This window comes from Flavobacterium flevense (assembly GCF_900142775.1).
In the GTDB taxonomy this organism is placed as follows: domain Bacteria; phylum Bacteroidota; class Bacteroidia; order Flavobacteriales; family Flavobacteriaceae; genus Flavobacterium; species Flavobacterium flevense.
This window is the reverse complement of the sequence record NZ_FRCC01000015.1, coordinates 49,442-66,092: the sequence shown is the minus strand read 5'-3', so window position 1 is coordinate 66,092 and position 16,651 is coordinate 49,442. Positions and strand designations below refer to the sequence as shown.

The window sequence follows — 16,651 nt, the reverse complement described above, 5'->3', positions numbered from 1 at the left end:
GTCATGGTGAGATAAAGTCTTCGGCTGATCACATAGGTTTTCGATGTGTTCGGTAACTATAGATAGAATTCTAAAGCGGTAGTTTGTTTTAATTTTATTAATGATTGTATTTAAATTTAAAGAATATAATCTTATGAAGTGTTTTATATATTTTTTATTATCATTGAATTTAGTTTCTGCCCAAGACAGACCTAATATTCTATGGATAACGATTGAAGATACCTCTCCTCAATTTATTGGCTGTTACGGAAACAAAAATGCAAGTACTCCAGTTATTGATAAACTAGCAGTAGAAGGCATTCGTTTTACTAATGCATTTTCAACAGGAACGGTTTGTTCTCCAAGTAGATCAGCTATTATTACTGGAGTTCCAACCTATAAAATGGGGACTGGAAATCATCGTAGTAATTATCCTATTCCAGATTTCATACATGGTTTTCCGTACTTTTTGAAAAAGCAAGGGTATTATACCTCTAACAATGTTAAAACTGATTATAATATTGCCAATGAAAAAGCTTTTATAGAAGAGGCTTGGAACGAGTGTTCTAATACAGCTTCCTGGATAGGAAGAGAGACGAATCAGCCATTTTTTTCTGTTTTTAATTTTGCCGAATCACATCAGTCTCGTACTATGAGTATGTCTTTTGATTGGTATGTGAAAAATGTTTGGAATCACCTTCCTGAAAGCGACAGAATAGCCGATAGCGCATTTGAAATGCCCCCGTTTTATAATGATACACCAGAAATGCGGAAGCAGTTTGCTAGAGTGTATAATTCGATTAAATTGACTGATAACCGAATAGGAGCACTAATAAAAAAACTGGAAAAAGATAACATAAGAGAGAATACCATTATTTTCTTTTATGCCGATCATGGTGAAGGAATGCCAAGAGGAAAAACTAATGGAATCAATTTAGGATATCGTGTACCATTTGTTATTTGGTTTCCAGAAAAATACAAGCATTTGTCTCCATGGGGAAAAGCAGGTACTGTTAGTTCCGAACTATTAAATTTTGAAGATTTAGCACCTACCTTAATAAGTCTAACTGGAGGTGATGCTCCCGATTATATGAAAGGATGTGTCTTATTAGGTGAGAAGTGTTCTAAAACGAGAAAACATTTATTACTTTCTTCGGATCGTGCTGATAACGGAACTGATTTAATGCGAACCGTTACAGATGGAAGGTTTGTTTATTCACGAAATTTTATGCCTTTTATGCCTGAAATGAGGTACATACGATATATCGAAATTGCTGATATTACTAGACATATGCGAGCGGATTATAAAAACAATAAATTGAATGCTTTACAAAAGCAACTTTTTAAAATCAGACCAGCAGAAGTACTTTATGATATTGAAAACGATATTTGGGAAACAAAGAATTTAGCTGATAATCCAAATTATAAAGGCATTTTAAATAAAATGAGAAAGCAATTAAAAACAGATATTCTAAAAGCAAGAGATATTCATTTTGCACCAGAATACGAAATAGGTTTACTATCTAAATCAGGAACTGCTTATGAGTATAGATTGGATAAAAAAAACTATGCTTTCAAAAATATTTATCATGCTGCTTCTTTATCTGGATTTAGGGGTAAAGAAACGACTCAAAAACAAATAAAACTACTTAAATCAGATGATAAAATAGTTAGGTATTGGGCTATTGTTGGTTTGATGAGTCAAGATACTAGATTCGTCAATTCTTATAAAACAGATTTAGTAAATGCCTTAGATGATAATTATTCACCAGTTGCAATAACTGCGGCAGCCATTTTGTATAATTGTTTTGAATCCAAAGTGGCAGAAAATAGGCTAAAGGATTTTTGTAAAAGTGATAATATGGATTTGGCATTAATGAGCATTAATTATTTACTTTACGTAGATAACAAAATTCCTTTTATTGAAACTATTAAAAAAATACATGAATTACCTAAACGCAATTATAATGTTAAAGCGGCTTGTATGGATTTTTTAGGTATTTTAGGATTAGTAGATAATAATAGTGGTACAGAAAATTGATTTGATTTAAAAGTTTTGATTTTAAAATCACAATAAATTATACCCAAAGTATAAATGTTAATTCACTTGTTTTTTTAGGGATAACTTTTATTGCTTTTTTGATTTAGTTACTATTGTATAGTTTAATAATTAAATTTAAATATTTAAAGGAAAAACTGATTTTATTTTTTAGAGCCAACTTAACTATTTTACAATTGTGAGGCATGTTAGATTATTAAAATAATTTAGCATGCTTTTTTTATAAAATTAAATCATGAAATCTAAAAGATTATTAAGGTATCAAATAATAAATCAAATTATCTAACATCTGCTTTCAATTATAGATAATTTAAGAAAGTGTTTCAATGTGTTTTTTGGGTGTTTATGACCATTGATATAAAATTTGTTTTTATTTTAAAACCATACATCTTTCTATAATATTTATTTATTTTTTTGTTAAAAAAAACTTAGGTTAAGTTTGATTTGTCTTAAAAAAGTTGCTTAAATGTTGTGTAAGTAGTTTTTTTCTTAAAATAAAGTGAAGATTTGACATTTTTACCCCTTTGTTGAGAATTTTAACCTAATGGCTATGTGTTAATTTGTTTTAACTAATTATTAACTAAAACCAATTAATAAAATGAAACAAAGGAAAGATTTAAATTTTTTTATAAAATCTTATTACAAAGATTTTATTTTTAAAAAGAGTATTGAATATTAACGTTTAGAATTTTGAAAAATATGAATATACTTGGAAGGTTTTTAGGAGATAACAATGTTAGCAACTTACTATATCGAGTAATGCTGTTTATATTTTTAGCTCTTTCACCAAATCTTTGGGCAGTAGAAAAAAATGAAACTACAGTATTAGCTCAGGATGATATTATTATAGAAGGTACAGTGTTGGATGATATGGGGCTGCCGTTAATAGGTGCCACTGTCGCTCAACAAGGTACATCTAAAGCAACATCAACAGATTTTGATGGTAAGTTTACTCTTAAAGTCCCATTGAATTCAACTATTGAAATTAGTTTTATCGGTTTTAAAACGAAAGTAGTAGCAAAAGTAAACAAGAGCATGCTCCCTTTTAAAATTAAAATGGAAACAGATTCTACGGGCTTGAACGAAGTGGTGGTAGTAGGTTTTGCCAAACAGAAAAAACAAACATTGGTGGGTGCGGTTACAACTATTAAAGGAGAAACTTTAAAACAAGTGGGTTCAGTAAGTACGATTTCTGAAGCATTACAAGGTGCTGCACCTGGTTTGACAGCTGTTAATAGTAATGGTAAACCTGGTTCAGATGCAGCTCAATTATTTTTAAGGGGACGTTCTTCATGGCAAGGAAATGGAGGTCCTCTTACTTTAGTTGACGGTATTGAACGTGATCTTAATAATTTGGATCCCAACGAAATTGAAACTATTTCAGTTTTGAAAGATGCATCAGCTACAGCAGTATATGGTGTTCGTGGAGCTAATGGAGTTATTTTGATCACTACAAAGCGTGGAAAAATTGGTAAACCTAAATTTAACTTTACAGCAAATCTTGGGTTTAAGGAATCTACAGCAAATCCGAAATACAGTGACTATATTACAGCACAAAAAATGTATAATGAAGCGGCAACCAATGATAGAAACTGGGGGCAACTTATACCAGAATCTACTATAAGTGCTTGGGAGCAAAATTATGATAATAGAGGTCCTTATAATATTTATTTTCCAGAAGTAAATTGGACAGATGAGCTTATGGGTACTGGAATTGAACAAACTTATAATTTAAATGTTGCAGGAGGCTCAACATTAGTTAAGTATTTTGTGTCATTAGGATATAGAGATGATGGTGATATTTTTAAAACAATACCTAATGAGCAATATGATCCCGCTTTTGGATTGCAACGTTATAACTGGCGTTCTAATTTTGATTTTGATGTGACTTCAACTACAAAATTCAGTGTTAGTTTTTCAGGAAATTATAGAGAACGTTTTCAGCCTGGATATCGTATAGATGGTGGTGGAGAAGACGGTTTTGGTCAAGCCCAATTCTTTAACTTAATTTTTAGGGCACCTAGAAATTTATTTCCAATTCGAGATGAGGATGGTATATATGGAGAAAGTTCTACAGGAGATGCTAATATTATCATGAGGCTTAATGAAGGAGGAAAAAGAACTTATCAATATTTTCAAGGATTTTATGATGCCGAGTTAAAACAAGGGTTGGATTTTATTACTAAAGGCTTAAGTGCTAAAGCCAGTATTAATTACACTTCTTTTTCTAATTATGAAAAGCAAATATTGCGTGGTGGTGTTGGTGGTGGAGATGCAAATTTTAATATTATTAGATATTTTAGACAATATGATTATGCAAACCCAATTGTAGGTGCAAATGGAAAAATTTCATATCCTATATTGACTGAGATAAGGTACCCTTCACCACAGGCACAAGAAGGACCTGTTTCTTCAAATACACCTAGTCTTTATGACTATAACAGACGTTTGAATTATAGATTTCAAATGGATTATAAACGTACTTTTGGTGATCATCAAGTAAGTACTAATACCATTATGTGGAGACAATCAGATGTAGGTAGAAGCGGTTATCCAAATAAACGTGAAGAATGGATTGGTAGGTTGAATTATTATTATAAAGAACGTTATCTTCTTGAAGTAAATGGTTCTTATTCTGGTTCAGAAAAATTTGCACCAGGACTTAGGTATGGTTTTTTTCCATCTATGGGTTTAGGATGGGTGATATCTGAAGAGCCCTTAATTAAGAAATTTGCAGGTAAGTGGTTAGATCTTTTAAAAGTTAATTATTCATACGGTATTACAGGAGACGATGGAGGACCAAGATTTCAGTATTTTCAATCTTTTGGTACCGCTACCAATATCAATCTTGGATATGATAATTTAAGTCCTTTTGGACCAACATATACTGAAGGAGCATTGGCCAATACTAATTCTACTTGGGAGGAAAGCCGTACACACAACTTGTCATTTAAAGCCGAATTATTTAAAGGTTTGAGTTTCAATTTAGACCTTTATAAATCACAGCGAACAGGAATTTTAATGGATATTAGACTTCCTTCTTATATTGGTGTAGATCAGGTAGCGACAGGGAATATTGGGGAGACCAAAAATCATGGATATGAATTGGAATTAGGTTGGAAAGATAATATTACGGATATTTTAAAGTATAATATCAATTTGAGTACAGCCTTTACTGAAAACCGAACTGTTTTTAGAAACGATCCTAGATTTCTTTCAGAATATCTTAAACAAGAAGGAAAACCTATTGGCTGGGCGAGTCGTATGTTAGCAGGAGGTCTTTATCAAAGTTTAGATGATATTTACAATGGACCAGGAACTTTCGTAGGTAGTAGTCAAAGTGCTCTGATTCCTGGAGATGTACAGTTTGTAGATTATAATGGAGACGGTGTAGTTGACTCAAAGGATTCAGTTCCTATGGATCAAGTACAGAACTTCCCTTTACGAACCTATACTCTTAACTTAGGAGTGGATTATAAAGGATTTGCATTGTCTGCAAGATTTTATGGAGTTACTGATGTAGGATATCTTATACCAGATATTTACTATTTTGATTTTAATAATTACATCCAGGCAAATGAAAATGTAATAGGCAGATGGACTCCTGAAAATGCGCTTACCGCTGTGAAACCAGCATTGCATTTATCTAATAACCATAATAAAACTCCTAGCACTTTAACTTATGTTGATGGTTCCTATCTGAGATTGAAAAGTTTAGAGTTCAGTTATAAATTTGAAAATGGGCTTATAGATAAATTTGGTTTGAACTCATTACAATTATATGTTAATGGAAATAATTTGTTTACTTGGTCTAAGTTAGACGGTCAGATTGATCCTGAGACGAGTGGAGCGGATACATATCCTGTAGTAAAGAGGTATAGTTTAGGTTTAAGAGTTACATTTTAATGGATATGAATATGAAAACAAAGTTTTATAAAATAATTATGGTAATGCTGTTTGTAGGATTATCATCATGTGAAGAATATTTGGATGTTAATCCTGATTTTGGATTATCGGAAGAAGATGTATTTTCAAGTTACGAATCAACCAGAGGATATCTGGACAATTGTTATGAAGTACTTAATGATATTCATCATTGGCGATCTCAAAATTTAGATAGGTCTTCAGTGAACTGTCTTTCGGATGAGGCTGGGAGTCCTTTTAGAGGGAATTTACAAAATGTGTTGAACACAGGGGCTTGGTTAGATAGGAGTCAGTTCCCCGAAATTGGATGGACTGTTGGATCAGATTGGAATAGATTTGATAGAGGATCGGTTATTTCTAATGCTACATATGCTATTAGAATTACAAATAAGGTAATAGAGAGATTGACAGGAGATCAAGTCGCTGTAATGACCGAAACTCAAAAAAATCAATTGTTAGGACAAGCTTATTTTTTTAGAGCTTGGTACTATTTTCAAATTATTCAACGTTGGGGGGGGATGCCTATTTTGGACAAGGCATTTGATCCAGATGACAATACAGATATAGAGCGTCTAACATATTTGGAGAGTACAGAATGGATGTTGACCGATTTAGATAAGGCAATCTCTCTATTACCTGATACTTGGGGTAACCTTGAGTTTGGTCGTGCTACAAAAGGAGCAGCTATGGCTGTAAAATCTATGGCTACATTGTATGCCGCCAGTCCTTTAATGCAAAATAACCTTACTAGTATCCAATATTTGGATTATAGTCAATCATGGTCTGAACGTGCTGCAGAATATGCAAATGATGTTATTAAATATATAAATGATGGTTCAGGTGGAGCAGGATATAGATTGATGAGTAGTTCTGAATATAAAAATATATTTTATACAAATGGAATTAATGCTTCTCCAGAATCTATTTGGTTTCGATTGGATGCTGGTAAGAGAGATCAAGTTAGAGGTTTGAGAGTGAATTATATTCCACAATATTTCTCAGGAGGCACTGCGAATGACGCAGCAGCCTATTCAAATCCTACACAAAATATTGTAGATATGTTTGAAATGATTAATGGAGGAAATGCTTATCCAATTACTGATTCTCGGTCAGGATATAACCCACAAAAACCATTTTTAAATCGTGACCCTAGATTTTATAACAATGTAATTGTTCCTGGTGAGGAATGGGGAGTACAAGGAAGTGGTAATAAGATATATCAAGAATTGTATTTTGACGGTAGAGATTATAAAAATCAAATTGCTAATGTAAATACAAAAGATAGATTATCATCGGGATATATGTGCAAAAAGTTTATATGGCCAGAGTGTAATACATTTACATTAGGATACAGGTTATATAAGTTAAATACTATATATATCAGGGTGGCTCAAGTATATTTAGACTATGCTGAGGCAATGAATGAAGCTTATGGACCTACTACTGATCCTAAAGGTTATGGTTTAACAGCTGTTCAAGCTTTAAATGTTATAAGGAATAGAGTGGGGATGCCAAATGTTTTAGTTGCATTTACTACTTCTAAAGAAATATTCAGAGATAGAATACGTAATGAAAGAGCGGTAGAATTGATGTGGGAAAATCATAGATGGCATGATATAAGACGCTGGATGATTGCTGAAGAAGTATTGAGCAAACCAATTAGAGGAATTAGAGCCGTACCTCCAGCAGGTCATGCGTCAGTCGCTAATAAGAGTACATTAAATTTTACTTATAATGTAATCGATCTAACTACTGAGCAACGTGTTTTTAGTTTACGTCATTACTGGTATCCAGTAGCGCAAAGTGATGCCCAAGACTTGTTTAATTATAAACAAAATCCAGGATGGTAATTATGAAATATACTATAGAAATAAATAGAATGAAAAATAATATAATAAAAAGAACATTATTTTTTTTCTTAACATTGTTTAGCATTTGTGGATATTCGCAAGATGGCAAAAAAACTTCTGTAAAAATTCAATCTGTTTTGGTTGATGAAAAGGATCAGCCTATTAAGAATGCATTAATTCTTTTAGGAGATGGCTTGGTTGAAACCTATACTGACGCCTATGGGAAATTTGAATTAGAGGCTGATGCTAAAAATATTTTACTTATTAGTGCCAACGGTTATAAAGCAAAAACAATTAAGTTGGATGAAAAAAACGTTGAAGATAAAATTGTTTTAAAAACATGCCCTCTATTTACAGGGGAAGAGCATGTTATTGAACTGCCTGCTAATGGTCAAACAACCCAAAGAGTTTTAACAGGAGCTATTAGTAAAATAGAAGGAAAACAATTAGAATCACAACCAGATGTTGTTTTTCATAATGCTTTGCAAGGAAGGTTGTCAGGCCTTGTTACTAGAATGACCACAAATGGATTGGGAAATAATTTACCTGAGTTATATGTTCGTGGATTAGGCAGACAAGATGGTAATGGAGCTCTTACGATTGTTGATGGGATTGAAAGACCTTTAGAATTTTTGAATGCTGAAGAAATTTTAAGTGTTGAAGTCCTTAAAGATGCTAGTTCTAAAATTCTCTATGGTCCTCGTGCCGCAAATGGTGTTATTTTGGTCACCACCAAAAGAGGTCGTAAAAACACTCAGGTTATTAAAGGTTCTGTTGAGTATGGAGTTAACATGAATACCAGAATGCCAAAATATTTAAACAGTGCTAATTATGCTAAATTGTACAATGAAGCACTAGCAAATGATGGCTTAGCACCTATATATTCAGACCAAGATATTGCTGGTTATGCGGCTAGTACAGGAGTTAATGATCAGCGTTATCCTAACATAGACCATATTAATTATTTTTTAAATACTAACGCACCATTAAGAAAATCAAATTTCGAATATTCAGGTGGTACAGATGATTCTCAATATGGTGTTTATTTAGGATATATTGGTACAAATGGTATTGAAAAAATAGGTGAAAATGTAAAGCAAGATAGAATTAATATTAGAGGAATTTTAGATTTTGATATTTCTAAAAATCTTATTGGACATATAGGAGGAAATGGAATTATTGAAAGTAGAAATTGGGGTAAATTGAGCCAAGATCAGGTGTTTAGCAGAATTAATTCAGAAAGACCAAATGAGTTTCCTTTTGAAATTATCGATCCTAATTTTCAAGGAGAAGGTGCTTCTCTAGGTGATGAAGTAATTCCTCCATTGGGTGGGTCTTTTGAAAACAAACAGAGTTTATACGGTGATTTAGTATATGGAGGTTTTCAGGAGTATCAGTTTTTTTATGGACAAACTAACTTTGGATTGGATTGGGATTTAAAAAACTTAACTAAAGGCTTATCAGTTCATACACATTTAGCGTTTGACAATTATCAATTTCATTCAGCTGATCAAATAAACAATCCTATTCGATATGCTCTTGTATATTCAGAAGACATTAATGGATTGGAGTCAGTAAGCTATAGAAAATTGAACAATAGGGCTATTGAAAGAAATAGGACTGAAAATTCAAGTAGTATTACAAGATCTTTGGGATGGACTCATAATTTAAAATATGATAGAGTTTTTAATAAGGATCATAAGTTAAATCTAGATCTTTCTTATTTCTACTTTTTAAATCAAGATAACGAAAGAAGACAACACATTAGAACATCTAATACTTATTTGAAAACCAACTATTCATTTAAAAATAAATTTTATGGAGAGTTGACTTATGCATTAATGGGGAGCAACAAGTTTACAGATAACCATAAAATGTTTTTGTCACATTCTGTGAGTGCTGCTTGGGTTTTGAGTGAAGAAACTTTTTTAAAGAATAGTAAACTTATTAACTTTTTGAAATTAAAAGCTGGTTATGGGATTTTAGGATATGATAGTGCTACTGATTTTTATTTGTTTGATACACGATATAGTAGAAATGGAACAGTAAGCTTAGGGGAAAGAAATTCTGGAACTGCAGCAGCAAGAACAGGCTTTGATAATTTTGGAAATCCAAATTTACAATGGGAAAAGTCAAAAGAGTTTAATGTAGGAGTAGAAGGATTATTATTTGATAATTCTATCCAATTAGAATTGAACTATTTTACACAAAACAGAGATAATATTATTTATAATAACCCTACATCTATTTTCAGCGGTATTAACGGAGGTTTAAATTCTCCACTAAATTTAGGTGAGGTGTTGAATTGTGGTATTGACGGAAGTGTAAATTGGTTAAAAACTTTTGGTGATTTTAAAATGAATATTGGTGCTAATTTTTTGATTTCTAAAAACGAAGTAAAAGCAACTAATCAGCCAAATTTACCAGACCAAAATTTAAATCAGGTAGGACAATCTTCTGACGTTATTTTTGGATATGTATCTAATGGTTTATTCAAATCACAACAAGAAGTAGATAATGCTCCATTCCAGACTTTAAGTACTTATGGAGTTGGTAATATATCTTATAAAGATTTAAATAATGATGGTATTGTTAATGAGCAAGACAGAACAGTAATTGGTAATAATTTTCCGAGAGCTAGTTTTGGTATTAGTTTGAATACATCCTATAAAGGATTTGGTTTGTCTATGCTGGGAACATCTGAACTAGGTGTTGATATGATAAAAAACAATGCTTATTTTAGAAATAGTGGTCAAGATAAATATTCTGTTTTAGCTGAGGATAGATTTCATCCTATAAATAATCCTAATGGGACTGAGCCCATATTGACAACATTAACAAATGCTAATGACAATGCTAATTCTACTTTTTGGCTACAAAGTGCATCTTTTTTTAGATTAAAAAATGTTGAATTGAGTTATACATTTTCAAATGATTTATGGACGGTTAAAAAGATCCGTTTTTATGTAAGAGGAACTAATTTATTTGTGATTTCTGACATGAAGGATCTTGATCCTGAAGTTCCAAATTCTGGAGTGATTAATTATCCTTTATTCAGAACAATAACTGGAGGTGTTACTTTAGGATTCTAAAAAAAATAAAAAAGATGAAAAATAATTATATAAAGTTTATCGTATTAGTGTTTATTGCACTAAATGTATCTTGTTCTTTAGAACCAGAAATAGAAAATACTTTTGATGAAAAGTACGCTTTTGGTCTGCCTGAAAATACCGAAGGTATTTTGATGAATGCTTATGGTAATTTGCCTAATACAATTATCGACGGCTATGGAGGTGATTTTTTAGATGTAGCAACTGATAATGCAGTGTCTAATAATTATAATGGTTCTATTTATAGAGTTGGAGTTGGTGGATTAACTCCGGATAATAATCCTATTGGAAATTGGAATCTTGCCTATGCTCAATTTAGAAATATCCATATTTTCTTTGAAAAAGGACTTGGTAGTAATGTTATTTATAATATATCATCTCCGACCGCAGACCAGTTAAAAAGAAAAAATCTTAAAGGAGAAGCCTTTTTTCTAAGAGCTTGGTGGGGATTTCAATTATTACAGGTATATGGTGGGAAAACTGCTGATGGAGGTGCTTTGGGTTATCCTATTGTATTAAAATCATTGACAGATGAAGAATCAAAAGACTTAGAGGCTGTAGTTAGAAATACTTATTCTGAGTGTGTGTCTCAAATTACTAAAGATTTAGATTCTGCAGTTGTATATCTTCCTCTTCGATATACAGGTAGTGATCCTACTACAGGAATTAATAATTTAGGTAGAGCGGATAGACAAGCAGCCTTAGCTTTAAAATCGCGAGTGTCTCTATATGCTGCTAGCCCTGCTTACCAGTCTAATGATGTTGTAAATATTACTGGTATGGGACAATTTTCAGTTATAAACCAAACAGCATATATTAATAACTGGAGAACTGCAGCAATCCATGCTCAACAAGCTATTAATGTTATTGGTAACTTTTCAAGTTTGAAAGCTACTGATTTCAATAGTTTAGATACACCTGGAGAGTTTATTTGGAGAAGTTTCTTTACAAATTCAAATCTGGAGAATAATAATTACCCAATTATTGAATTTGGTACAGCCAGAACAGGACCTTCACAAAATCTTGTAGATGCTTTTTATACTCAAAATGGTTTTCCTATCACCGACTCAAGATCTGGTTATAATCCTAATAATCCATATGTTAACAGAGACCCTAGATTGTATTTAAATGTACTTTATAATGGAAGTAGTTTTAATAATAGAAATTTGGAAACTTTTGATGGTGGTTTAGATTCAAGAGCTAAATATCAAAATAATAGTAGAACTGGATATTATGTAAGAAAGTGGCTGTCATTGCAACCCGGCTTGAAAGATATAACAAACCCGAGTTCTGACAGGCATTATAATCCATATTTAAGAAAAACAGAACTTTATTTAAATCTTGCTGAAGCAGCCAATGAAGCCTATGGACCAACTGCTACAGGAGATGGAATCACACAAACAGCTGTTAACGTCATTAAAGCAATTAGAACTCAAGCGGGAATTACTAGTAATACTTATGTAGATGAAGTAGCCGCTCAAGGGAAAGCTGCTTTTAGAAAATTAATTCAAAATGAAAGACGATTAGAACTTGCATTTGAAAATCATAGATATTTTGATTTAAGAAGATGGGTATTGCCTCTTAACGAAGTTGTAAAAGGAATTAAGATTATTAAAAATAATGATAATACATATAGTTATATTTCAGTTGATGTTGAATCAAGAAATTTTAATGATATAAAGTACTATTATTCACCACTTCCTTATTCAGAATTAGCAAAAAGTCCTAACTTAATCAATAATATTGGTTGGTAATACATTAAATTATGAGAAATAAATATATAAAGCCGTTTTTATTGGTACTAGGTTCATTGAGTCTAGTATTTACATCATGTGAACCATATGAAGATTTTACCAAAGATTTTGATAAAACAACAGTTTATTTTGGAACACAAAAACCATTACGAACAATTGTATCAGATAATCAGATGGATTTTAAAGTAGGGGTTACTTTTGGAGGTAGACGCGAAAATAATAGTGATGAATTTGCTGATTTTGTTATTGATCCTTCATTGCTTAATGATATTCCTGGAGCAAGTGTTTTTACTCTTTTGCCTGAGAATTACTATACTTTGAGTAATTCTAGTAGAATGTTAATTCCTAAAGGAAAATTTATAGGAGATGTTACGGTAACTTTAAACAGAGATATGTTTACTAATGATCCTACAACAACTAACAGAACCTATGCTTTACCTTTGCGAATTACAAATACTTCATTAGATTCGATTGCTGCAGGAAGTTTTGATCAAGATGGAAATACCATATTAGCTCGAAAAGATTATACTATTTTAGTTGTAAAATATATTAGCTCCTATTCTGGTACTTTTTATCATAAAGGTACTCAACGCGAATTGAATGCTTCTGGAGGAGTGGTAAATGAAGTTGTATATAATAATTCTGATTTGGTAAAAAATCAAACATGGGATTTAACTACTGTGGATAGAAATTCTGTAAAGACTAGTGGTATTGGGGCGGTATTAACTCATAATTTTGTAATCAATATCAATGAGTTAGATAATACACTAAGTATTGATTCTCCAAGTGCGGGTGTAACTAACCTTATAGGTTCAGGAACATATGCACCATTAACAGGTATAATTTCTATAGAGTACAGTTATACATTAGGAGGTAAGAATTATCAGGTCAGTGATACTTTAGTAATAAGGACTTCTCCTGAGCAAAATCTTCGTTTTGAAGAATGGTAAAAAGTGAATTGAGTTTAAAGTTATTTTTTTAGACAATTAAACACCAAAATAGTTATACAATTACAGGAGATATTATTTCTGTAAAGGTAAATTAAGACTAAGATTACTTCTGAGTAAACATAAAAAAAACGACCAATGATTTTCAATATGGTCGTTTTTTATTTTGATTAAACTTTAAATCAATAATTGTAAAAGAAAGGATTCTTACAAAATAATACGTTTAAGCCTTTATTCATGGTTTCATGTTTTTAATAGGTATTTGTGATTGGCTTTGCAGTTCAATACGAAATTCCATTTTTTGCAATCAATAAAGATTTTGATGGTTTTACGCCCAATTTTCTAAAAACAGATTTGGGTAAAATTTACCTTTCTACGTCTTTTCTGAGCTTGATCAAGTTTTCCAATTAAAAGATTCCAAAAAAAGGAACTCATTGCTATTCAGTTCCAAAGGGAGAATTGCTCTGATGACGCTTTGGATGGCTTTAATAACCATTCTCTTTCTAAAAGCATTAAAAGCACAATCAAAATTTGAATGGTATTTATATAATTTAGTAGCTTTCATATGGTTGATTTTTGTAAAAAATTGACTTGTCAAAATGGCTGGATAAACCATTTGAAGAACACATAGAACCTTCTTCTGAAAAATACAATAAAAAAATGACCATTTTAAGGTATAAACTCAATGAAATGGTCGGATTTTATATGTCGTAATTTTATTTAGGACAGGATAATTTCTTGTCATAATCTCTGTACTTAAATCTATCTATGTTTTACGGGGTATTTTGTATATATTCTTTTACTCGATTGAAATAAGTTTTGTATCCCGCATCAATTTGGTCTTGTTCATATAATTGTTCTATATTTAGTTCGCCTAGTTTTATAAGTAAACTTCGTGCTTCCAATCTTAAACCTTTCGATTTGCCATTTTTTGCCAGCTCTAATAATTGTTCTTTAATTGGAACGTTCTTTTCCCATAAGTTTTCTAAACAGGAAAAGGCAAATGGATTTCCATTTTTCAATTCTTTTAATAAGAAATTAAGTCCTTCAGTTTCATTCCCTGTTCTAACTATGATTTCGGCAGCTAAAACTGACACATCTTTATATTCTTGTGCCGTCATTAAAGGTAAAACTTCGGCTGGTGCTTTCTCTAATTTATTTTGTTGTACTAAGGTTAAAACCCCAGAAACTGCCCAGAATTTAAATGATGGACTGTTATTGTCTAAATGTTTAATTAACAATGGTAGATTATCGATATTGCCTTCAGATGCTATTTCAGCAAGTGATATCAAGTCATTTAAGGGGTAATTGGTTTCTCTAACCCATGTGTAAAAATCTTTCCCTTGTTTTGTTAAAGCAGTTCGCTCTTCCCAAGACAAAAAACCTAAATCTTTAATGTTTCTTACATAGGATGCATTTACTGCTCTTAATGCTTCTATTTTTTCTTTAAATTCTGGATCTAAAGCTAAGTTTTTGGCTTCCCAAGGGTCATTTTTTAAATCAAATAAAGCTTCTTTTGGATGTGGAGTGTAATAAACACTGTGTTGTTCATTAGCATTACCTTGCATAAAATATTCATCCCATGCCAATTGGGCAGGCATTTGCCATTGAAAACTTTGGGTTAAAGCATGGATTCTATTTGGTGTATAATATTTTATGTAATGATAACGACCATTAAAAACGCCTCTGGAAGCATCATAATGATTTTCTGAATTGGATCGAAATGTATGAATATATTGTCTAGGAGCTTCCTTAAATTTTCCCATAAAAGGTTTGCCCGTAATATAGTTTGGTTTGTCAATACCTGCTATACTCATGGCTGTTGGTATAAAATCATCAAAGCTTACCATTCTATCTGTGTGCGCGCCCTTTTTTGCAGGTAATAAATGTTCATATTTTTTTGGAGTATATACTACTAAAGGTACACGATGTCCTGTATCGAAAGGAAAAGCTTTTCCTCTTGGTAAGCATCCACCATGGTCTGAAAAGAAAAATATAATGGTATTGTCAAGTATTTTTCGTTTTCGTAAATCATCTAGAAACACTCCAACCCAAGCATCAATATCTTGTACACCTTCTAGGTGTAGTGCATAATCTGCACGTACTTCTGGTAAATCGGGCACATGAGGGGGTAATTCTACTTTTAAGGGATCTACTTTACACTTTAAGCGCTTATCGATGGTAACAGTAGTCATTCTGCTCATATGTGTGGTGTTGTTATTAAACTGTCCGAAAAAAGGTTTGTTTCCTCTTGTTTCATCATTATATGTAGCATTACCTTCATTCATTGACCAAGCTTGATTCATGAACTTTTTAGTGTCCTTTCCTGTAATGTTATAGTCGGTTTTTCCTTTATTTACTGTGAAGTATCCTGCATCGGTTAGTTTTTTAACTAAGAAATATTGTTCCTTTTGAATATGACCTTCTCGATGTAAATCATTGCCATAAACTGTAGCTTGTGTACCGCTAATTAAGGTTGAGCGAGCGGGGGAGCAATAAGGAGCATTGGCGAAAGCATTGTCAAACACAACACCGTTGTCTGCTAACCAATCTATGTTTGGTGTTTTTATACTTTTATTTCCATATTTTGGAAAAAGATAAGGAGACGTATCTTCTATTACCAAAAATAAAATGTTTGGTTTGTCGGTTGGTTTTTTTTCAGATGCTTTGCATGGAAACGATAATGTTATTGCTGATGTGACTAGCAAACTGAGTACTGTTTTTTTTGTAATCATTTTTTTTTAAATTATGGATAATTATTTTGTTATTGTAACGAGTGTTGTTAGTTTCAATATTTAAAAAAATACTCTAAGAGCAAGATTTTATTTATTAAAATAATCGATTTGTAGTTATGGTTTTAAAAATACTTCTTTTCCATTAATAGAAAGTGGATTCTTTAATCAAAGATTAAATGCCCTTGAAAGACCATAGATAGAATTTTGTCGGGTGATTTCATCTGAAAATTTACATTTGTATATGGTATAATTTATTATGACTATCTGTTTCTTATATCAATCGTTGAGAATGG

7 protein-coding genes are annotated in these 16,651 nt (G+C 31.8%); 6 read left to right on the top strand and 1 reads right to left on the bottom strand.

Going from position 1 to position 16,651, the window contains the following annotated elements; all coding sequences use genetic code 11:
- Positions 1-133: 133 nt before the first annotated feature.
- The 6 genes from BUB89_RS16835 (at position 134) to BUB89_RS16810 (ending at position 13,626) form a co-directional block, all read left to right on the top strand.
- Positions 134-2,020: a sulfatase family protein gene (locus BUB89_RS16835; RefSeq protein ID WP_073247232.1), complete on the top strand. Its 1,887-nt coding sequence runs from the start codon at positions 134-136 to the stop codon at positions 2,018-2,020.
- A gap of 717 nt (positions 2,021-2,737) precedes the next feature.
- The gene (locus BUB89_RS16830; protein ID WP_073247215.1) at positions 2,738-5,944 is read left to right on the top strand and encodes a SusC/RagA family TonB-linked outer membrane protein; all 3,207 of its coding nucleotides are present in this window, start codon (positions 2,738-2,740) and stop codon (positions 5,942-5,944) included.
- Between the two features lie 11 nt (positions 5,945-5,955).
- Positions 5,956-7,812: a RagB/SusD family nutrient uptake outer membrane protein gene (locus BUB89_RS16825; protein WP_073247230.1), complete on the top strand. Its 1,857-nt coding sequence runs from the start codon at positions 5,956-5,958 to the stop codon at positions 7,810-7,812.
- Between the two features lie 29 nt (positions 7,813-7,841).
- Positions 7,842-10,904 carry a SusC/RagA family TonB-linked outer membrane protein gene (locus BUB89_RS16820; protein ID WP_073247228.1) on the top strand — a complete coding sequence of 1,021 codons (3,063 nt, stop codon included), beginning with the start codon at positions 7,842-7,844 and terminating at the stop codon, positions 10,902-10,904.
- A gap of 14 nt (positions 10,905-10,918) precedes the next feature.
- On the top strand, positions 10,919-12,676 hold the full coding sequence (locus BUB89_RS16815) for a RagB/SusD family nutrient uptake outer membrane protein (RefSeq protein WP_073247213.1): 1,758 nt from the start codon (positions 10,919-10,921) through the stop codon (positions 12,674-12,676).
- An 11-nt stretch (positions 12,677-12,687) separates the two neighbouring features.
- Positions 12,688-13,626, top strand: a complete 939-nt coding sequence (locus tag BUB89_RS16810; protein ID WP_083552949.1) for a DUF1735 domain-containing protein — start codon at positions 12,688-12,690, stop codon at positions 13,624-13,626.
- Between the two features lie 770 nt (positions 13,627-14,396).
- Here the strand turns inward: BUB89_RS16810 and BUB89_RS16800 are convergent.
- Positions 14,397-16,358, bottom strand: a complete 1,962-nt coding sequence (locus BUB89_RS16800) for a sulfatase family protein (protein ID WP_073247207.1) — start codon at positions 16,356-16,358, stop codon at positions 14,397-14,399.
- Between the last annotated feature and the right edge of the window lie 293 nt (positions 16,359-16,651).

What these genes read in the sequence shown, in the direction of transcription:
- BUB89_RS16835 (WP_073247232.1), top strand. Translation starts at nt 134, where the DNA reads ATGAAGTGTTTTATATATTTTTTATTATCATTGAATTTAGTTTCTGCC.
- BUB89_RS16830 (WP_073247215.1), top strand. Translation starts at nt 2,738, where the DNA reads ATGAATATACTTGGAAGGTTTTTAGGAGATAACAATGTTAGCAACTTA.
- BUB89_RS16825 (WP_073247230.1), top strand. Translation starts at nt 5,956, where the DNA reads ATGAAAACAAAGTTTTATAAAATAATTATGGTAATGCTGTTTGTAGGA.
- BUB89_RS16820 (WP_073247228.1), top strand. Translation starts at nt 7,842, where the DNA reads ATGAAAAATAATATAATAAAAAGAACATTATTTTTTTTCTTAACATTG.
- BUB89_RS16815 (WP_073247213.1), top strand. Translation starts at nt 10,919, where the DNA reads ATGAAAAATAATTATATAAAGTTTATCGTATTAGTGTTTATTGCACTA.
- BUB89_RS16810 (WP_083552949.1), top strand. Translation starts at nt 12,688, where the DNA reads ATGAGAAATAAATATATAAAGCCGTTTTTATTGGTACTAGGTTCATTG.
- BUB89_RS16800 (WP_073247207.1), bottom strand. Translation starts at nt 16,358, where the DNA reads ATGATTACAAAAAAAACAGTACTCAGTTTGCTAGTCACATCAGCAATA.